14 protein-coding genes are annotated in these 16,406 nt (G+C 60.7%); 13 read left to right on the forward strand and 1 reads right to left on the reverse strand.

Annotated features, from left to right (window positions below; genetic code table 11):
* The first annotated feature begins 1 nt into the window (after position 1).
* From rseP to ACFO3A_RS10530, 13 genes are all read left to right on the forward strand, one after another.
* Complete coding sequence (gene rseP / locus ACFO3A_RS10470; RefSeq protein WP_377726161.1) at positions 2-1,357, forward strand: RIP metalloprotease RseP; 1,356 nt, start codon at positions 2-4, stop codon at positions 1,355-1,357.
* 61 nt (positions 1,358-1,418) lie between these two features.
* Complete coding sequence (gene bamA / locus ACFO3A_RS10475; RefSeq protein ID WP_377726163.1) at positions 1,419-3,770, forward strand: outer membrane protein assembly factor BamA; 2,352 nt, start codon at positions 1,419-1,421, stop codon at positions 3,768-3,770.
* A complete protein-coding gene (locus ACFO3A_RS10480; protein WP_377726164.1) occupies positions 3,770-4,273 on the forward strand; it encodes an OmpH/Skp family outer membrane protein in 504 nt (167 codons plus the stop codon). Before bamA ends, ACFO3A_RS10480 begins: the two co-directional genes overlap by 1 nt.
* A 13-nt stretch (positions 4,274-4,286) precedes the next feature.
* Entirely contained in the window at positions 4,287-5,279 is a 993-nt protein-coding gene (gene lpxD / locus ACFO3A_RS10485) for a UDP-3-O-(3-hydroxymyristoyl)glucosamine N-acyltransferase (protein ID WP_377726165.1), read from the forward strand.
* Positions 5,280-5,284: 5 nt separating this feature from the next.
* The gene (gene fabZ, locus ACFO3A_RS10490; protein WP_377726166.1) at positions 5,285-5,743 is read left to right on the forward strand and encodes a 3-hydroxyacyl-ACP dehydratase FabZ; all 459 of its coding nucleotides are present in this window, start codon (positions 5,285-5,287) and stop codon (positions 5,741-5,743) included.
* A gap of 13 nt (positions 5,744-5,756) precedes the next feature.
* Positions 5,757-6,548, forward strand: a complete 792-nt coding sequence (gene lpxA / locus ACFO3A_RS10495; RefSeq protein WP_377726168.1) for an acyl-ACP--UDP-N-acetylglucosamine O-acyltransferase — start codon at positions 5,757-5,759, stop codon at positions 6,546-6,548.
* On the forward strand, positions 6,548-7,720 hold the full coding sequence (gene lpxB, locus ACFO3A_RS10500; RefSeq protein ID WP_377726169.1) for a lipid-A-disaccharide synthase: 1,173 nt from the start codon (positions 6,548-6,550) through the stop codon (positions 7,718-7,720). The genes lpxA and lpxB overlap by 1 nt, the downstream gene beginning before the upstream one ends.
* Positions 7,713-8,324 (forward strand): ribonuclease HII, encoded by a 612-nt coding sequence (gene rnhB, locus ACFO3A_RS10505; protein WP_377726170.1) that lies wholly within the window; start codon positions 7,713-7,715, stop codon positions 8,322-8,324. The genes lpxB and rnhB overlap by 8 nt, the downstream gene beginning before the upstream one ends.
* A 5-nt stretch (positions 8,325-8,329) precedes the next feature.
* Positions 8,330-9,112, forward strand: coding sequence for a TrmH family RNA methyltransferase (locus ACFO3A_RS10510; protein ID WP_377726171.1), 783 nt, complete (start codon positions 8,330-8,332; stop codon positions 9,110-9,112).
* Positions 9,113-9,293: 181 nt separating this feature from the next.
* Entirely contained in the window at positions 9,294-10,469 is a 1,176-nt protein-coding gene (carA, locus tag ACFO3A_RS10515; protein WP_377726172.1) for a glutamine-hydrolyzing carbamoyl-phosphate synthase small subunit, read from the forward strand.
* Positions 10,469-13,723, forward strand: a complete 3,255-nt coding sequence (gene carB / locus ACFO3A_RS10520) for a carbamoyl-phosphate synthase large subunit (protein WP_377726173.1) — start codon at positions 10,469-10,471, stop codon at positions 13,721-13,723. The genes carA and carB overlap by 1 nt, the downstream gene beginning before the upstream one ends.
* A 193-nt stretch (positions 13,724-13,916) precedes the next feature.
* Positions 13,917-14,393 carry a transcription elongation factor GreA gene (greA, locus tag ACFO3A_RS10525; protein ID WP_377726175.1) on the forward strand — a complete coding sequence of 159 codons (477 nt, stop codon included), beginning with the start codon at positions 13,917-13,919 and terminating at the stop codon, positions 14,391-14,393.
* A gap of 124 nt (positions 14,394-14,517) precedes the next feature.
* Positions 14,518-14,886, forward strand: a complete 369-nt coding sequence (locus ACFO3A_RS10530; RefSeq protein WP_465251381.1) for a GFA family protein — start codon at positions 14,518-14,520, stop codon at positions 14,884-14,886.
* 110 nt (positions 14,887-14,996) lie between these two features.
* On the opposite strand, the gene fumC is transcribed toward ACFO3A_RS10530, so the two are convergent.
* Positions 14,997-16,388: a class II fumarate hydratase gene (gene fumC, locus ACFO3A_RS10535; RefSeq protein WP_377726177.1), complete on the reverse strand. Its 1,392-nt coding sequence runs from the start codon at positions 16,386-16,388 to the stop codon at positions 14,997-14,999.
* Between the last annotated feature and the right edge of the window lie 18 nt (positions 16,389-16,406).

Consider the following 16,406-nt stretch of genomic DNA (forward strand, 5'->3'; position numbering starts at 1 on the left):
CATGCTGCTGACCATTCTGGCTTTTGCCCTGGCGCTGGGCCTGCTGATCGCCATCCACGAATACGGCCACTACCGCGTGGCGGTGGCCTGCGGCGTCAAGGTGCTGCGTTTTTCCATCGGCATGGGCAAGCCCCTGCTGCGCTGGCGCAAAAAGGGCGCGGATACCGAATTTGTCATCGCCGCGCTGCCCCTGGGCGGCTATGTGCGGATGCTCGATGAGCGCGAGGGTGCGGTTGCCCCCGAGGAGCGCCATCTGGCCTTCAACAACCAGCCGTTGCGTTCGCGGGCCGCCATTGTCGCGGCCGGGCCGCTGGCCAATCTGCTGCTGGCCGTGGCCCTCTACAGCGTGGTCAATTGGCTGGGCGTGCAGGCACCCAAGGCGGTTGTCTCCAGCCCCGTGGCCGGCAGCATGGCCGAGCGGGCCGGGTTGCAGGCGCAGGACTGGGTGCAGGCCGTGCAGACCGACGGGGAGCGCCAGCCGCTGCGCTCCTGGGAAGACCTGCGCTGGGAACTGACCCAGGGCGCATTGCAGGGGCGCGATCTGCGGCTGGAAGTCACGGACACGCGCGGCCTGCATGTGCGGCAGGTGCTGCTGCCCCTGTCGAACGTGCAGACCGACGAGGTGGACGCGGCCCTGATGCAGCGCATCGGCATCGTCGCGCCGTGGATGCCCGCCGTCATCGGCGAGGTACTGCCGGACAGCCCGGCCAGCGCTGCGGGCCTGCTGGCCGGCGATACCGTGCTGCGCGTGGATGGGCAGTCCATGCAGGACGGTGCCCAGCTGCGGCAGGTAATTCAGAAAAATGCGCAGGGGCGCCCGCAAGCCTGGGCGCTGGAGCGTGCCGGGCAGCCGCTGCAACTGACGGTGACGCCGCAGGTGCTGGAGGGCCCGCAAGGCCCCTATGGCCGCATCGGCGCCATGATCGGCACCGCGCCGGAAATGGTGACGGTGGAATACGGCCTGTGGGACGGCCTTGCCGCCGGTGCGGCCAAGACCTGGGATGTGGCGGCCCTGAGCCTGCGCATGATGGGCAAGATGCTGGTGGGCGAGGCTTCGGTGAAAAACCTGAGCGGGCCTTTGACCATCGCCGATTACGCCGGTAAATCGGCCAGCCTGGGGCTGACGCAGTATCTGGTGTTTCTGGCCCTCATCAGCGTCAGCCTGGGGGTGCTCAATCTCTTGCCGCTGCCCGTCTTGGACGGTGGGCACCTGATGTATTATCTATGGGAGGCGGTGACCGGGCATCCAGTCAGTGAAAGATGGATGCAAGGACTGCAACGGTTGGGGATCGGCGTGTTGGTACTGTTGATGGCTATTGCGCTGTTTAATGATATATACCGCCTTCTTGCTTCATAACTAATTGGTTGCTTTATCAAAAATTTCCTGCGCAGTTCTGTGCAGGCTGTCTTGAATTCTCATGAAACTACCCGTTCAATGCTTTGGTGCCCGCACTGCCGTGGCGGCAGCGGCGCTGCTGACTGTGGCCCAAATGGCCTGGGCCCTGGAGCCTTTTAAAGTCGAAGATATTCGCGTCGAAGGCTTGCAGCGTGTCGAGGCAGGCACCGTGTTCGCCTCCATGCCGCTGCGCGTCGGCGATGAATACGACGATGAAAAGGGCGCTGCCGCCATTCGCGCCCTGTTTGCGCTGGGGCTGTTCAAGGATGTGCGCCTGGAAGCCAATGGCGACGTGCTGGTGGTGGTGGTCGAGGAACGCCCGACGATTGCCAACGTGGAATTTGTCGGCACCAAGGAGTTCGATAAGAAAGCCCTGGTGCAGTCGATGCGTGACGTCGGCCTGGCCGAAGGCCGTCCTTTCGACAAGGCGTTGGCCGACCGTGCCGAGCAGGAACTCAAGCGCCAGTACATCAGCCGCAGCCTGTATGGTGCCGAAGTCGTGACCACGGTCACGCCGATGGAACGCAATCGGGTGAACCTGACGTTCTCCGTGGTCGAGGGCAAGGCCGCCAAAATCAACGAAATTCGTATCGTTGGTGCCAAGGCGTTCAGCGAATCGACACTGAAAAAACAGATGGACCAGGATACCGGCGGCTGGATGAGCTGGTACACCAAGTCCAATCGCTATGCCCGCAGCAAGCTGAATGCGGACTTGGAATCGCTGCGCTCTTATTACCTCAAGCGTGGCTATATTGATTTCCGCATCGATTCGACCCAGGTGGCGATTTCCCCGGACAAGAAAAACATCTCCCTGGTGATCAATGTTCATGAAGGGGAACGTTTCGTTGTTTCGGATATTCGCCTGGAGGGCAACTATCTTGATCGGGATGACGAATTCAAGTCTCTGGTGAAAATCAAACCCGGACAGCCGTACAACGCAGAGCTGGTGACCGATACTACCAAGGCGTTCGCCGACCATTTCAGCAATTTCGGATTCGCTTTTGCCCATGTCGAGGCTGTGCCGGAAATTGACCGGGAAAACAACCGTGTCAGCTTCGTACTGCAAGCCGACCCCTCGCGCCGCGCGTACGTGCGCCGCATCCAGATTGCCGGCAATGAACGCACGCGGGACGAAGTGATTCGCCGGGAGTTCCGTCAGTACGAGTCTTCCTGGTACGACGGCGACAAGATCAAGCTTTCGCGTGATCGCATCGATCGTCTGGGTTTCTTTACCGAAGTGGATATGGATACCCAGGAAGTTCCGGGGTCGCCCGACCAGGTGGATTTGGTGACGACGGTGAAAGAAAAACCCACGGGGTCGGTCACATTGGGCGCTGGTTTCTCCAGTGCTGAAAAAGTCACCCTGAGCTTCGGGATCAAGCAGGAAAATGCCTTTGGTTCCGGTAACTACTTGGGGATTGACGTCAATACCGGTAAATACAACCGGACACTGGTGTTGAGTACCACGGATCCGTATTTCACACAGGACGGTGTTTCCCGCACGATTGACCTGTACTACCGCACGTCGCGTCCCTATTCCTACGTGGTGGATGACAGCGAAGTCAGTACCAGTGACATGTATAAAATCGTCTCGAAAGGTGCTTCGATTCGTTTCGGCGTCCCTTTCACGGAATTGGATACGGTTTACTTTGGCATCGGGGCCGAACAGACCAGTATCAAGTCCGGACAGTACATGCCTATGTACTTCAGCCCCTATTCCGGGAAAAGCAACACGGCAATTCCTCTGACCTTAGGTTGGGGGCGTGACTCTCGCGATAGCGCCCTGGCACCTAATGAGGGGCGTTACCAGCGCCTGAATGCCGATTGGTCGATGGCTGGTGACCTCAAATACATCAAGGCCAATTACCAGTTTCAGCAATACATTCCGGTGACCAAGGCGATCACTTTTGCCTTCAATACCGAGCTGGGATGGGGCAAGGGCCTGGGCGGGAAGGACTTCCCGGTATTCAAGAACTTCTATGCCGGTGGTTTGGGTTCGGTACGTGGCTTTGACCAGGGAAGTCTGGGGCCTCGCTCCTACTGCTACCAGGGTGAAACCGGGGCCCCGAACAATTGCACTTCTTACTCGTTTGTCGGCGGTGCCAAACTGGCAGTGATGAACCTTGAGTTGATTGCCCCGTTCCCTGGCAACGGCAATGACAAGACCCTGCGCTGGTTTACCTTTGTGGATGCAGGGAACGTTTTTGCCGAAAATGATCCAATCCGGGCTGGAGAGTTTCGTGCTTCGGCCGGTATTGGTCTGAGCTGGATTTCTCCATTAGGACCTTTGCGTTTGGCTTGGGCAACACCTTTGCGTAAAAAACCGCAAGATAAATTGCAAAAAATTCAATTTCAAATCGGGACTTCTTTCTAATGAAAAAATTCACTCGTACCATCGTCGCCGCATCCTTGCTGGCTGGCCTGAGCTTTTCCGCTTTTGCTGATTTCAAAGCCGGTTTTGTGAATACGGACCGTGTTTTCCGCGAAGCCAATGCAGCAAAAGCAGCACAAACCAAGCTTGAGCAGGAATTTTCCAAGCGGGAAAAAGAGCTGATCACCCTGCGTGATGGCCTCAAGCGTAGCTCGGACGCTTTCGAGCGTGACGCGCCGACCATGTCGGAAAGCCAGCGCATCGCCAAACAGCGCGATCTGGTCGATCAAGACCGGGAGTTCCAGCGCAAGAGCCGTGAGTTCCAGGAGGACCTGGGCAATCGCAAGAATGAAGAATTGGCCCGTGTCCTGGACCAGGCCAACAAGGTCGTGCAGCAGGTTGCCGAGGCCGAGCAGTACGACGTCATCCTGCAGGAAGCGGTTTATGTCAATCCCAAGCACGACATCACCGACAAAGTGATCAAGGCCCTGAACGCTGCCAAGTAAGCGGGCACAACAAGTGAGTTTGCGGCTTGGTCAGATCGTCGATGCCTTGGGCGGGAGCCTGGAGGGCGGCGACCGCGATACGGTGATTGTGCGGATCGCTCCGCTGGAGACGGCGGATGCGAGCAGCATCAGCTTTCTGCACAACCCGCGCTATGTCACGCAGCTGGCGCACTCCAAGGCGGCCTGTGTCATCGTGGCTGAAACCATGCGCGAGGCGGCTCTGGCACACGGGACCTGTATCGTGACCCCGGATCCCTATGTCTACTTTGCCCGTCTGACCCAGCTGTGGCAGGCGCAGCAGCCGGCGGCCTGGCCGGTCGGCATTCATCACTCGGCCATTGTGCATCCCCAAGCACAGGTGGATCCCACGGCAACGATTGGCCCGCAGTGTGTTGTCGAGCGTGGTGCAGTGATTGGTGCCCATACCGTGCTGCGTTCGCATGTGCATGTCGGCGAAAGGTGCCGTATCGGGCAGCGTTGCTTATTGCACCCGGGGGTGGTGGTTGGCGCGGATGGTTTTGGCTTCGCCAAACAGGCAGGGCGCTGGCACAAGATAGAGCAGCTGGGGGCGGTCGCCATTGGCGACGATGTGGAAATCGGCGCCAATACCTGTATCGATCGCGGTGCGCTGGATGACACCGTCGTTGCAGACGGGGTCAAGATCGACAATCTGGTGCAGATTGCGCACAACGTCAGAATAGGTGCGCATACGGTTATTGCCGGGAATACGGGTATTGCCGGGAGTGCCCGGATTGGGGCCCATTGCTCTATCGGCGGCGCCGCCAATATTCTTGGCCATCTGGAAATCGCCGATGGCACGAGTATCTCCCCTACTTCCATGGTGACGCGCTCCATTCACAAGCCTGATTTGTATACTGGAATTTTCCCGCTCCAAACCAATACGGAATGGGAGAAAAATGCGGCATCGTTCAAGCAGCTCTATCAGCTGCGCGAACGTATTAAGAAACTTGAAAAAGCGTTGGATGCTTTGACTGGGGATAAATAAGAATCATGATGAATATTCACGCAATTCTGAAGCAGCTGCCTCACCGTTACCCGTTCTTGCTGGTTGATAAAGTCGTTGAGCTGGAACGTAATACCCGCATTCTGGCGGTGAAGAACGTGACTTTCAATGAACCGTTCTTCATGGGGCACTTTCCTGGCCGTCCCGTAATGCCCGGGGTCTTGATGCTGGAAGCGCTGGCACAAGCCGCTGGCTTGCTGGCTTTCGATGCCATGGGCCAGGTACCGGATGAAAACAATATCTATTATTTCGTCGGGATTGATTCGGCGCGTTTCAAGCGCCCTGTCGAGCCGGGCGATCAGTTGTTGCTGGAGGCGTCCATTGACCGTATTCGTGCCGGCATCTGGAAATTTAAGGGCGTGGCACGGGTTGGCGAAGAAGTGGCCTGCGAGGCCGAGCTGATGTGTACCATGCGTTACGTTGGGCCGGACAAGTCGGCGCAATAACGGTGCGTTGCCAATGTCGGATTTGATTCATCCAACCGCGATCATTGCCGAGGGTGCAGTTCTGCACCCTTCTGTATCTGTTGGTCCCTACAGCGTGATTGGCCCGCATGTCCAGGTGGGGGAAGGTTCGCGCATCGGGCCGCATTGCGTGATTGACGGACATACTCGGATTGGGCGCAACAATCAGGTTTTTCAGTTTTCCTCGCTGGGGGCGCAGCCACAGGACAAGAAGTATGCGGGGGAAGTGACTTATCTTGAAATCGGTGATGGCAATACGATTCGGGAGTTCTGCACTTTCAACACGGGAACGGCCCAGGACGGAGGCATCACCCGGATAGGCAATGACAACTGGATCATGGCCTATGTGCATATCGCCCACGATTGCCAGCTTGGCAACCATACGATTCTGGCGAATAACGCCACCCTGGCCGGTCATGTGCATGTGGGGGATTGGGTCATCCTGGGCGGGTTGTCCGGGGTGCATCAGTTCACTCATATTGGTGCCCATGCCATGGCAGGTTTCTCCAGTCATATCTCTCAGGATATTCCGCCCTTCATGATGGTCGATGGCAATCCTCTGGCCGTGCGTGGGTTCAATGTCGAAGGACTGCGGCGCCGAGGATTTTCTGCCGAACGCATCCGTGCAGTGAAAGCCATGCACAAACTGCTCTACCGGCAGGGGCTGACATTGCAGGCGGCCATTGCCGCCTTGCCTGCCATTGCCGAAGAAATCCCGGACGCCAGGGAAGACGTTGCCTTGATGCAGGATTTTCTAGCCACTGCCACTCGCGGTATTGCCCGGTAATGGCAGACCCGGCTTTGGCACTGGCTGTGCCGCCCCGCATTGCCATGGTGGCGGGCGAGACTTCCGGGGACTTGCTCTCCGGCTTGCTGCTGGATGGGTTGCTGCGGCGCTGGCCGGACTTGTATTCCTATGGTATCGGCGGGCCGATGATGCAGCAGCGGGGGTTTCAGGCTCTCTATAGCAGCGAGCGGCTGGCGGTGCATGGTTACAGCCTGGAAGTGCTTTTGCGCTTGCACGATATCTTGCAGATCCGCAAAACCTTGCGTCAGCGGCTGCAAACCGAGCGTCCGGCGGTTTTTGTCGGAGTGGACGCGCCGGACTTTAATCTGGGGCTGGAGCGTGACTTACGCGCCAGCGGCATCAAGACGGTGCATTTTGTCTGTCCGTCGATCTGGGCCTGGCGTCCGGAGCGGGTACACAAAATTCGGGCGGCGGCCGACCATGTCTTGTGCCTGTTCCCGTTTGAGCCGCAACTGTTGGCACAGCATGACATCGCTGCAAGCTATGTGGGCCATCCCCTGGCCCAGGTCATTCCGATGCAGCCGGACAAACTGGCGGCCCGTCAGCAATTGGGGCTGGATATCGATGCCCCGGTGCTGGCCGTGCTGCCCGGTAGCCGCCGGGCAGAAGTGCAATACATTGCCCGTCCTTTCCTGCAGGCCGCTGCCTTGTTGTTGCAACGCTTGCCGCAGTTGCAGGTCGTGCTGCCGGCGGTTCCTGCCTTGTTCGACCCGCTTGCAGCCTTGGTGCAGGAGCTGGGGTTGGCAGGTCAGGTGCGGCTGCTGCGTGGTCAATCGCACCAGGCGCTGGCCGCTTGCGACTGCACCTTGATTGCCAGCGGCACGGCCACGTTGGAAGCGGCATTGTTCAAGCGTCCGATGGTCATCAGCTACCGGATGCACCCCATCAGCTGGCGTCTGATGCGGCGCAAGCAGTTGCAGCCGTGGGTCGGGCTGCCCAATATTTTGGGTGGCGAGTTTGTCGTGCCTGAGTTGTTGCAGGAGCAAGCGACGCCTGCCGCTTTGGCCGATACCGTGGAGCAGTGGCTGGTGCCTGAGTCGGGCGCCAGGGTGGCCGCAGTGGCGCAGCGGTTTACCGCGTTGCACCATTCCCTGTTGCGGGACACGGCAACGCTGGCGGCCCAGGCCATTGAAAAACTTTTGTATGTCTGAACAAACGATTTTGCCCTGGCAAAGCGAAGGCTTGCTGGCCGGGGTCGATGAGGCGGGCCGTGGCCCCTTGGCCGGGCCGGTGATGGCCGCTGCGGTGATTCTGGACGAGCTGCAGCCGATTGCTGGACTGACCGACTCGAAGAAGCTCACGGCCAAACGCCGGGAAGCCTTGTTCGATGAAATCCGGGCCAAAGCCCTGTGTTTTTGCGTGGCCCAGGCGTCGGTGGAAGAAATCGACCGTCTCAATATCCTGCAAGCGACCATGCTGGCCATGCAGCGAGCTGTGGAGGGCTTGCGCCTGAAGCCATCGCTGGTGCAGGTGGATGGCAACCGGTTGCCACGCCTGACGGTGCAGGCCGAGGCGATTGTCAAAGGCGATTTGCTGGTGCCTGCCATTTCTGCGGCCTCCATCCTGGCCAAGGTGACGCGGGACCGCTGGTGCGAGACGTTTGCGCAGAGCTACCCGGATTACGGTTTCGGGGCGCACAAAGGGTATGGCACGGCGCTGCACCTCCAGGCGTTGGCCCGCTATGGTGCGACGCCTGAGCATCGGCGCAGTTTCGCTCCGGTGGCGCGGGCAGTGCAAGCAGGCACAGGGAGTTAAAAGGGATGAAGGTTTTGGAAATCAGCTCGCGGGACAACGGGTTTGTCAAAGACCTCCGGCGCTTGGCGCGTGAGGCGGGCGCCTACCGGCGTCTGGGCTACCTATGGCTTGAGGGCGATCACCTGTGCCGCGCGGCCCTGGCGCGGGGAATCCGGCCCAATACCGCCGTATTTTCAGCATCTTTTTGGTCTCAAACGCCTGTGGAGTGGGCGCAAGCAGCTACTAAAGTGGTAGTTCTTTCCGATGCCTTGTTTGCCGACATCAGCGGCCTGGAATCCCCGGCCCGGATGGGATTCATCCTGCCCTGGTCGGGACAGGATGCAGCGTTGCACCCGGGGGTGCCGACCTTGGTGCTGGATCGGGTACAGGACGCGGGCAACGTGGGCGCCATGCTGCGCAGCGCCAGTGCCTTCGGCTTTGCCCAGGTATTGGCCTTGAAGGGCACGGCAGCCTTGTGGAGCCAGAAAGTGCTGCGCTCAGGCATGGGGGCGCATTTTGGGTTGCACCTGGTCGAATCGGCCACGGCTGCGGATATTGCACGCTTGAACCTGCCGCTGCTGGCCACCAGTTCGCACCAGGGGGCGTTCATCCACCAGGCCGATTTGCCGTGGCCCTGTGCCTGGGCCATGGGGCACGAAGGGCAGGGGGTGGGGGCGGAAGTGGCCCGGCAGGCCAGCCAATGGGTACGCATTGCCCAGCCAGGGGGGGAAGAGTCGCTCAACGTGGCGGCGGCTGCCGCCATTTGCCTCCATGCAAGCGCGGTTCAGGGGATGAATAAACGGGGGTAATCCCTAGAAGATCAAGGACAGAATCGCTGCTTGTGAATATAATGAGAGGCTTTCAGCGATTCTTTCTTTGCGCCTGGCGTCGTTTTTTTGCTACTACCTGCTGACAAGCTCTTGTGCCGCTCACCTTGCGAGTGTGAGGGGTGCACGCTGGGCGTAACCGTAATTCAAATCGGAGAACCCAGTGCTTTTGTCTCTTCAGGGAGCGTTCCCATCCGCCATTCTGGCGCTCGCAGACGGCACGGTCTTTATTGGCAACTCCATCGGTAGCACAGGTACTACCGTGGGTGAAGTGGTGTTCAACACTGCCATGACCGGCTATCAGGAAATCCTCACAGACCCCAGCTACTGTCAGCAAATCGTTACTTTGACCTATCCGCATATTGGCAACTATGGCGTCAATACCGAGGATATGGAGTCTGCCAAGGTGCAGGCTGCCGGATTGGTCATTCGTGATTTGCCCTTGACCGTCAGCAACTTCCGTTCCGAGCAAGGTTTGTCCGAGTTTCTGGTCAGCCAGGGCACGGTTGCCATTGCCAATGTCGATACCCGGCGTTTGACGCGCGTGCTGCGCGAAAAAGGGGCGCAAAACGGCGCCATCGTCGGCCTGGCTGCGGGTGAAGAAGCCACGCCTGAGCGCATCGTTGCTGCCGTGGCGGCCGCGCAAAACGCCCCCAGCATGGCCGGGCTGGACCTGGCCAAGGTGGTCAGCACCCCTCAACCCTATGCCTGGGAGCAGACCGAGTGGGTGCTGGGCCAGGGCTTTGGCCAGTTGGAAAACCCGCGCTTTCACGTTGTGGCGTACGACTTCGGCGTCAAGCGCAACATCTTGCGCATGCTGGTCAGCCGTGGCTGCAAACTGACCGTGGTGCCCGCACAGACCCCGGCTGCCGAGGTGCTGGCGCTCAACCCCGATGGCATCTTTTTGTCCAACGGCCCGGGCGATCCGCAGCCGTGCGACTACGCCATTGCTGCCGTCCAGACCTTCCTGGAAAAAGACATTCCCCTGTTCGGTATCTGCCTGGGCCACCAGATCATGGCGCTGGCCCTGGGGGCCAAGACCTTCAAGATGGCCCACGGCCACCATGGCGGCAACCATCCGGTGAAAACGCTGGCGAACGACCACGTGTGCATTACCAGCCAGAACCATGGCTTTGCGGTGGAGACGGCCTCGCTGCCCGCCAATGTGCGTCCCACGCACACCAGCCTGTTCGACGACACCTTGCAGGGGCTGGAATGCACGGACAAGCCGGCGTTCAGCTTCCAGGGCCACCCGGAAGCCGCCCCCGGCCCCAACGATATTGGCCATTTGTTTGACCGCTTCATTGCGTCCATGGCAGCCGCGCAGGAGAAAAACTAATGCCAAAACGTACTGATATTCAAAGCATCCTCATCATCGGCGCCGGCCCCATCATCATCGGCCAGGCCTGCGAGTTCGACTACTCCGGCGTGCAAGCCTGCAAGGCGCTGCGCGAGGAGGGCTACCGCGTCATCCTGATCAACAGCAACCCTGCGACGATCATGACCGACCCGGCCACGGCGGACGTCACCTACATCGAGCCGATCACCTGGCAGACGGTGGAGCAGATCATCGCCAAGGAGCGCCCCGACGCCATTCTGCCCACCATGGGCGGGCAGACGGCGCTGAACTGCGCCCTGGACCTGTGGCACCACGGCGTGCTGGAAAAGTACGGCGTGGAGCTGATCGGCGCCAAGCCCGAAGCCATCGACAAGGCCGAAGACCGCCTGAAGTTCAAGGACGCCATGACCAAGATCGGTCTGGAGTCCGCACGCTCGGGCATTGCCCACAGCATGGACGAAGCCTGGGCGGTGCAAAAGCGCGTGGGCTTCCCCACCGTGATCCGCCCCAGTTTCACCCTGGGCGGCACGGGCGGCGGCATTGCCTATAACTCCGAAGAGTTTGAAACCATCGCCAAGCGTGGCCTGGAGGCTTCGCCCACCAACGAGCTGCTGATCGAAGAATCGCTGCTGGGCTGGAAAGAGTTCGAGATGGAAGTGGTGCGCGACAAGGCGGACAACTGCATCATCATCTGCTCGATCGAAAACCTCGACCCCATGGGCGTCCACACGGGCGATTCGATCACCGTGGCCCCGGCGCAGACTCTGACCGACCGCGAATACCAAATCCTGCGCGACGCCAGCATTGCCGTGCTGCGCGAAATCGGCGTGGATACCGGCGGCTCCAACGTGCAGTTCGCCATCAACCCCAAGGATGGCCGCGTCATCGTCATCGAGATGAACCCGCGCGTTTCGCGCTCTTCGGCACTGGCCTCCAAGGCCACGGGCTTCCCGATTGCCAAGGTCGCGGCCAAGCTGGCCGTGGGCTACACGCTGGACGAGCTGAAGAACGAAATCACCGGCGGCGCCACCCCGGCATCGTTCGAGCCGACCATCGACTACGTGGTCACGAAGATCCCGCGTTTCGCTTTCGAGAAATTCCCCGCCGCCAACGACCGCCTGACCACGCAGATGAAATCCGTGGGCGAGGTCATGGCCATGGGCCGCACCTTCCAGGAATCCTTCCAGAAAGCCCTGCGCGGCCTGGAAGTGGGCGTGGACGGCATGAACGAAAAAACCCAGGACCGCGAAGTGCTGGAAAAGGAGCTGGGCGAGCCCGGCCCTGAACGTATCTGGTACGTGGGCGACGCCTTTGCGATGGGCCTGTCGGTGGACGAAGTGTTCGACCTGACCAAGATCGACCGCTGGTTCCTGGTGCAGATCGAGCAGATCGTGAAGATCGAACTCGACCTGGACAAGCTCTATGAAGAAAAGGGCGAGCAGGCCCTGGCGTCGCTGGACGCGGCCATCCTGCGCACCTTGAAGCAGAAGGGCTTTTCCGACCGCCGCCTGGCCAAGCTGCTGCACACCACCGAGAAAGCCGTGCGCGAAGCCCGCCGTGCGTTGCAAGTGCGCCCGGTCTACAAGCGCGTGGACACCTGCGCTGCCGAGTTCGCCACCAATACCGCCTACATGTATTCCACGTATGACGAGGAATGCGAAGCGGCTCCGACGAACAAGAAAAAAATCATGGTGCTGGGCGGTGGCCCCAACCGTATCGGCCAGGGGATCGAGTTCGACTACTGCTGCGTCCACGCCGCCCTGGCGATGCGCGAGGATGGTTACGAAACCATCATGGTCAACTGCAACCCCGAGACCGTCTCCACCGACTACGACACCTCTGACCGCCTGTATTTCGAGCCGCTGACGCTGGAGGACGTGCTGGAAATCGTCGATCTGGAAAAGCCCGAGGGCGTCATCGTCCAGTACGGCGGCCAGACCCCCTTGAAACTGGCCCTGGGCCTGGAAAAAGAGGGCGTGCCCATCATCGGCACCACGCCGGACATGATCGACGCTGCCGAAGACCGCGAGCGGTTCCAGAAACTGCTCCACGACCTGCAACTGCGCCAGCCGCCCAACGCCACGGCCCGTACCGAAGCCGAAGCGCTGGAAAAAGCCGCCGCCCTGGGTTACCCCCTGGTGGTGCGCCCCAGCTACGTGCTGGGGGGCCGTGCGATGGAAATCGTGCATGAGCAGCGCGACCTGGAGCGCTACATGCGCGAAGCGGTGAAGGTCAGCAATGATTCGCCCGTGCTGCTGGACCACTTCCTGTCCAACGCCATCGAGTGCGACGTGGACTGCGTGCGCGATGCTACCGGCGCCGTCTTTATCGGCGGCGTGATGGAGCATATCGAGCAAGCGGGCGTGCATTCCGGCGACTCGGCCTGCTCGCTGCCGCCGTACTACCTGAAAGCCGAAACCGTCGCTGAAATCAAGCGCCAGACCGCTGCCATGGCCCAGGGCCTGAACGTGGTCGGCCTGATGAACGTGCAGTTCGCCATCCAGGAAACCGACAACGGCGACGTGATCTACGTGCTGGAAGTCAATCCCCGTGCCAGCCGTACCGTGCCCTTCGTCAGCAAGGCCACCGGCATCCAGCTGGCCAAGGTGGCGGCCCGCTGCATGGCCGGTCAGACCCTGGCCCAGCAGGGCGTGACCAAGGAAGTGACCCCGCCGTACTTCAGCGTGAAAGAGGCCGTGTTCCCCTTCGTCAAGTTCCCCGGCGTGGACACCATTCTCGGCCCCGAGATGAAGTCCACCGGCGAGGTCATGGGCGTGGGCAAGACCTTTGGCGAAGCCTTTGTCAAGAGCCAGCTCGGCGCCGGCGTGGTCCTGCCCACCGAAGGCAAGGTGTTCCTGACCATCAAGAACGCCGACAAGCCGCGTGCCGTGCAGGTGGCCCGTGAGCTGTCAAGCATGGGCTTCGGCCTGGTCGCCACCAAGGGCACTGCCGCTGCGCTGGCCGCTGCCGGGCTGGACGTGCAGGCCGTGAACAAGGTCACCGAAGGCCGCCCGCACGTCGTGGACATGATCAAGAACGGCGAGATCGCCATGGTCATCCACACCGTGGAAGACCGGCGCAACGCCATTGCCGACTCGCGGGCCATCCGCACCAGCGCCCTGGCCGCCCGCGTGACCACCTTCACCACCATCTTTGGCGCAGAAGCCGCCGTCGATGGCATGAAGGCCATGCGTGCCGGGCAGTTGAGCGTCACTTCCGTGCAAGAGCTGCAAACGCTGCTGGCCTCGGCCTGAGCCTGCCAAGGTGGTGGGCGTGCCGCAGTAAACGCGGCATAATAGCCACCTGTTACCTAGGAAAACCGCCGCGCGAATCGCTTGCGCGGCGGTTTGCTTTTGGGGCGTTCAATCCAAGCCGCTGCGCTTCTGGACATGCCCTTGTGATGGCCCGGCCTGCCGGGCCGTCCAGCCGTATGTGGAGAAACTAGTTATGGCAACCTTACCCATTACCAAGCGTGGCGCTGAAAAGCTCAAAGAAGAACTGCAGCGCTTGAAAACCGTGGAGCGTCCCGCCGTGATCGCCGCCATTGCCGAGGCCCGTGCCCAGGGCGATCTGAGCGAAAACGCCGAATACGAGGCCGCCAAGGACCGCCAGGGCTTTATCGAAGGCCGCATCATGGAGATCGAAGGCAAGCTTTCTGCCGCCCAGATCATCGACCCCGGCAGCCTGGATGCCGGCGGGCGCATCGTCTTTGGTGCGACCGTGGATTTGGAAGATGAAGACACCGGCACCGCCGTCACCTACCAGATCGTCGGCGAGGACGAGGCCGACTTGAAACTGGGCCTGATCAACGTCTCCAGCCCCATCGCCCGCGCCCTGATCGGCAAGGAGGAGGGCGACGTCGCCGTGGTCATGGCCCCCGGCGGCGAACGCAGCTACGAAGTGGTGGCGGTGAAGTATCTTTGAATAATTTGATAGCTGCTACTGCTTTAAATACAACGATTTTTTGTCATAAATTATCTGAAATCGTTTGATATCAAGCGGTGGCAGCTATTAAAAATACTGTTGCTGTATGGCTGCAAGAGAAAAGATGCACCAGGGTAGCTGTTTGTGTGGCGCGGTTGTATTGCGCTTGCGCTCTGAACCCAAGGCTGTCACGAACTGCCATTGCAGAATGTGCCAAAAGCAGCATGGCGCTGCATTTGCCACCTATGCAAGTGTGCCCAGGGCGGATCTGGAATATCTCTCCGGCCAAGAGCTGCTTACCTCTTACCGTTCCTCTGGAAGCGTCATAAGAAAATTTTGTAGCGTTTGTGGCTCGAATATCGAATGGAGCGGCAGTGCCGATTTTCCCGATTGGGTGTCCATCGCTGTGGCATTGATCGATACCCGTTTCCAACCAAAGAGCATCCAGAATATCCATCTGGATTCCAAGGCATGTTGGCTGCAGAACGGCTGAACTGGATATACCAAAGTGCTCCGGTTGATTCAAACCTTGCATGGCATATAAAAAACGCTACGACAGCCACCGCTGCGTAGCGTTTTTTATGGCCGATCCAGCCCGGCTGTTTACAAATTCCCCACCATGTTTTTCGCCACCACCCACTGGTCGAACTGCTCGGCAGTCAGGTGCCCGCTGGCAATGGCCGCTTCGCGCAGGGTGGTGCCTTCCTTGTGCGCTTTCTTGGCGATGGTGGCCGCCTTGTCGTAGCCGATGTGCGGGTTCAGCGCCGTGACCAGCATGAGGGAGCGTTCGACCAGCTCGCCGATGCGCTCGCGGTTGGGTTCGATGCCCACGGCGCAATGGTCGTTGAAGCTGCGCATGCCGTCGGCCAGCAGGCGCACGCTTTGCAGGAAGTTGTGCGCCACCATGGGGCGGAAGACGTTCAGCTCGAAGTTGCCGCTGGCGCCGCCCACGTTGATGGCCACGTCGTTGCCCAGCACCTGGGCGCACGCCATGGTCAGGGCCTCGCACTGGGTGGGATTGACCTTGCCGGGCATGATGGACGAGCCGGGCTCGTTCTCCGGGATGCTGATTTCGCCGATGCCGCTGCGCGGCCCGCTGGCCAGCCAGCGCACGTCGTTGGCGATTTTCATCAGGCTGGCGGCCAGGGTTTTCAGGGCCCCGTGGGCGTGGACGAGGGCGTCGCAACTGGCCAGGGCCTCGAACTTGTTCGGGGCGGTGACCAGGTTTTCGCCGGTCAGGCGGGCCAGCTCCTTGGCCACCGCCTCGGCGTAGCCCTTGGGGGCGTTCAGGCCGGTGCCCACGGCGGTGCCGCCCAGGGCCAGCTCGCTCAGGTGGGGCAGGGCCGCCTGCACGTGTGCCGCACCGTGGGTGAGCTGGGCCACCCAGCCGGAGATTTCCTGCCCCAGCGTCAGGGGCGTGGCGTCCTGCAGGTGGGTGCGGCCGATTTTCACGATGTCGGCAAATGCCGTGGATTTGTCTGCCAGCGTCTGGCGCAGCAGCTCCAGCGCGGGCAGCAGGCGCTGCTGCAAGGCCACCACGGCGGCGACGTGCATGGCGGTGGGGAAGACGTCGTTGCTCGACTGGCTTTTGTTCACGTCGTCGTTGGGGTGGACGAGGCGGCCCTCGCCCCGTTCGCCGCCCAGCAGCTCGCTGGCGCGGTTGGCCAGCACTTCGTTCATGTTCATATTGCTTTGCGTGCCCGAGCCGGTCTGCCAGACCACCAGGGGGAACTCGTCCGGATGCCTGTCGGCCAGCACTTCGTCGGCGGCGGCGGTGATGGCCTTGCTCTTTTTCTCGTCGAGCAGGCCCAGCTTGTGGTTCACCACGGCGCTGGCGCGTTTGACCAGGGCCAGGGCGTGCAGGATTTCGCGTGGCTGCTTTTCGCCGCTGATGGCGAAGTTGATCAGCGAGCGCTGCGTCTGCGCCCCCCACAGGTGCTGCGCCGGGACGGCGATCGGGCCAAAGCTGTCGGATTCCATGCGGGTGTCGGTCATCGTGCTACTCCTTGTTGC

The sequence above is a fragment of the Comamonas nitrativorans genome (assembly GCF_042654765.1).
Classification (GTDB): domain Bacteria; phylum Pseudomonadota; class Gammaproteobacteria; order Burkholderiales; family Burkholderiaceae_C; genus Comamonas; species Comamonas nitrativorans.

Excerpts from the sequence above, each read along its gene's own strand:
- lpxB (WP_377726169.1), top strand. The coding sequence starts at position 6,548 with ATGGCAGACCCGGCTTTGGCACTGGCTGTGCCGCCCCGCATTGCCATG.
- lpxA (WP_377726168.1), top strand. The coding sequence starts at position 5,757 with ATGTCGGATTTGATTCATCCAACCGCGATCATTGCCGAGGGTGCAGTT.
- carB (WP_377726173.1), top strand. The coding sequence starts at position 10,469 with ATGCCAAAACGTACTGATATTCAAAGCATCCTCATCATCGGCGCCGGC.
- rnhB (WP_377726170.1), top strand. The coding sequence starts at position 7,713 with ATGTCTGAACAAACGATTTTGCCCTGGCAAAGCGAAGGCTTGCTGGCC.
- ACFO3A_RS10510 (WP_377726171.1), top strand. The coding sequence starts at position 8,330 with ATGAAGGTTTTGGAAATCAGCTCGCGGGACAACGGGTTTGTCAAAGAC.
- ACFO3A_RS10480 (WP_377726164.1), top strand. The coding sequence starts at position 3,770 with ATGAAAAAATTCACTCGTACCATCGTCGCCGCATCCTTGCTGGCTGGC.
- fabZ (WP_377726166.1), top strand. The coding sequence starts at position 5,285 with ATGATGAATATTCACGCAATTCTGAAGCAGCTGCCTCACCGTTACCCG.
- rseP (WP_377726161.1), top strand. The coding sequence starts at position 2 with ATGCTGCTGACCATTCTGGCTTTTGCCCTGGCGCTGGGCCTGCTGATC.
- ACFO3A_RS10530 (WP_465251381.1), top strand. The coding sequence starts at position 14,518 with ATGCACCAGGGTAGCTGTTTGTGTGGCGCGGTTGTATTGCGCTTGCGC.
- greA (WP_377726175.1), top strand. The coding sequence starts at position 13,917 with ATGGCAACCTTACCCATTACCAAGCGTGGCGCTGAAAAGCTCAAAGAA.
- fumC (WP_377726177.1), bottom strand. The coding sequence starts at position 16,388 with ATGACCGACACCCGCATGGAATCCGACAGCTTTGGCCCGATCGCCGTC.
- bamA (WP_377726163.1), top strand. The coding sequence starts at position 1,419 with ATGAAACTACCCGTTCAATGCTTTGGTGCCCGCACTGCCGTGGCGGCA.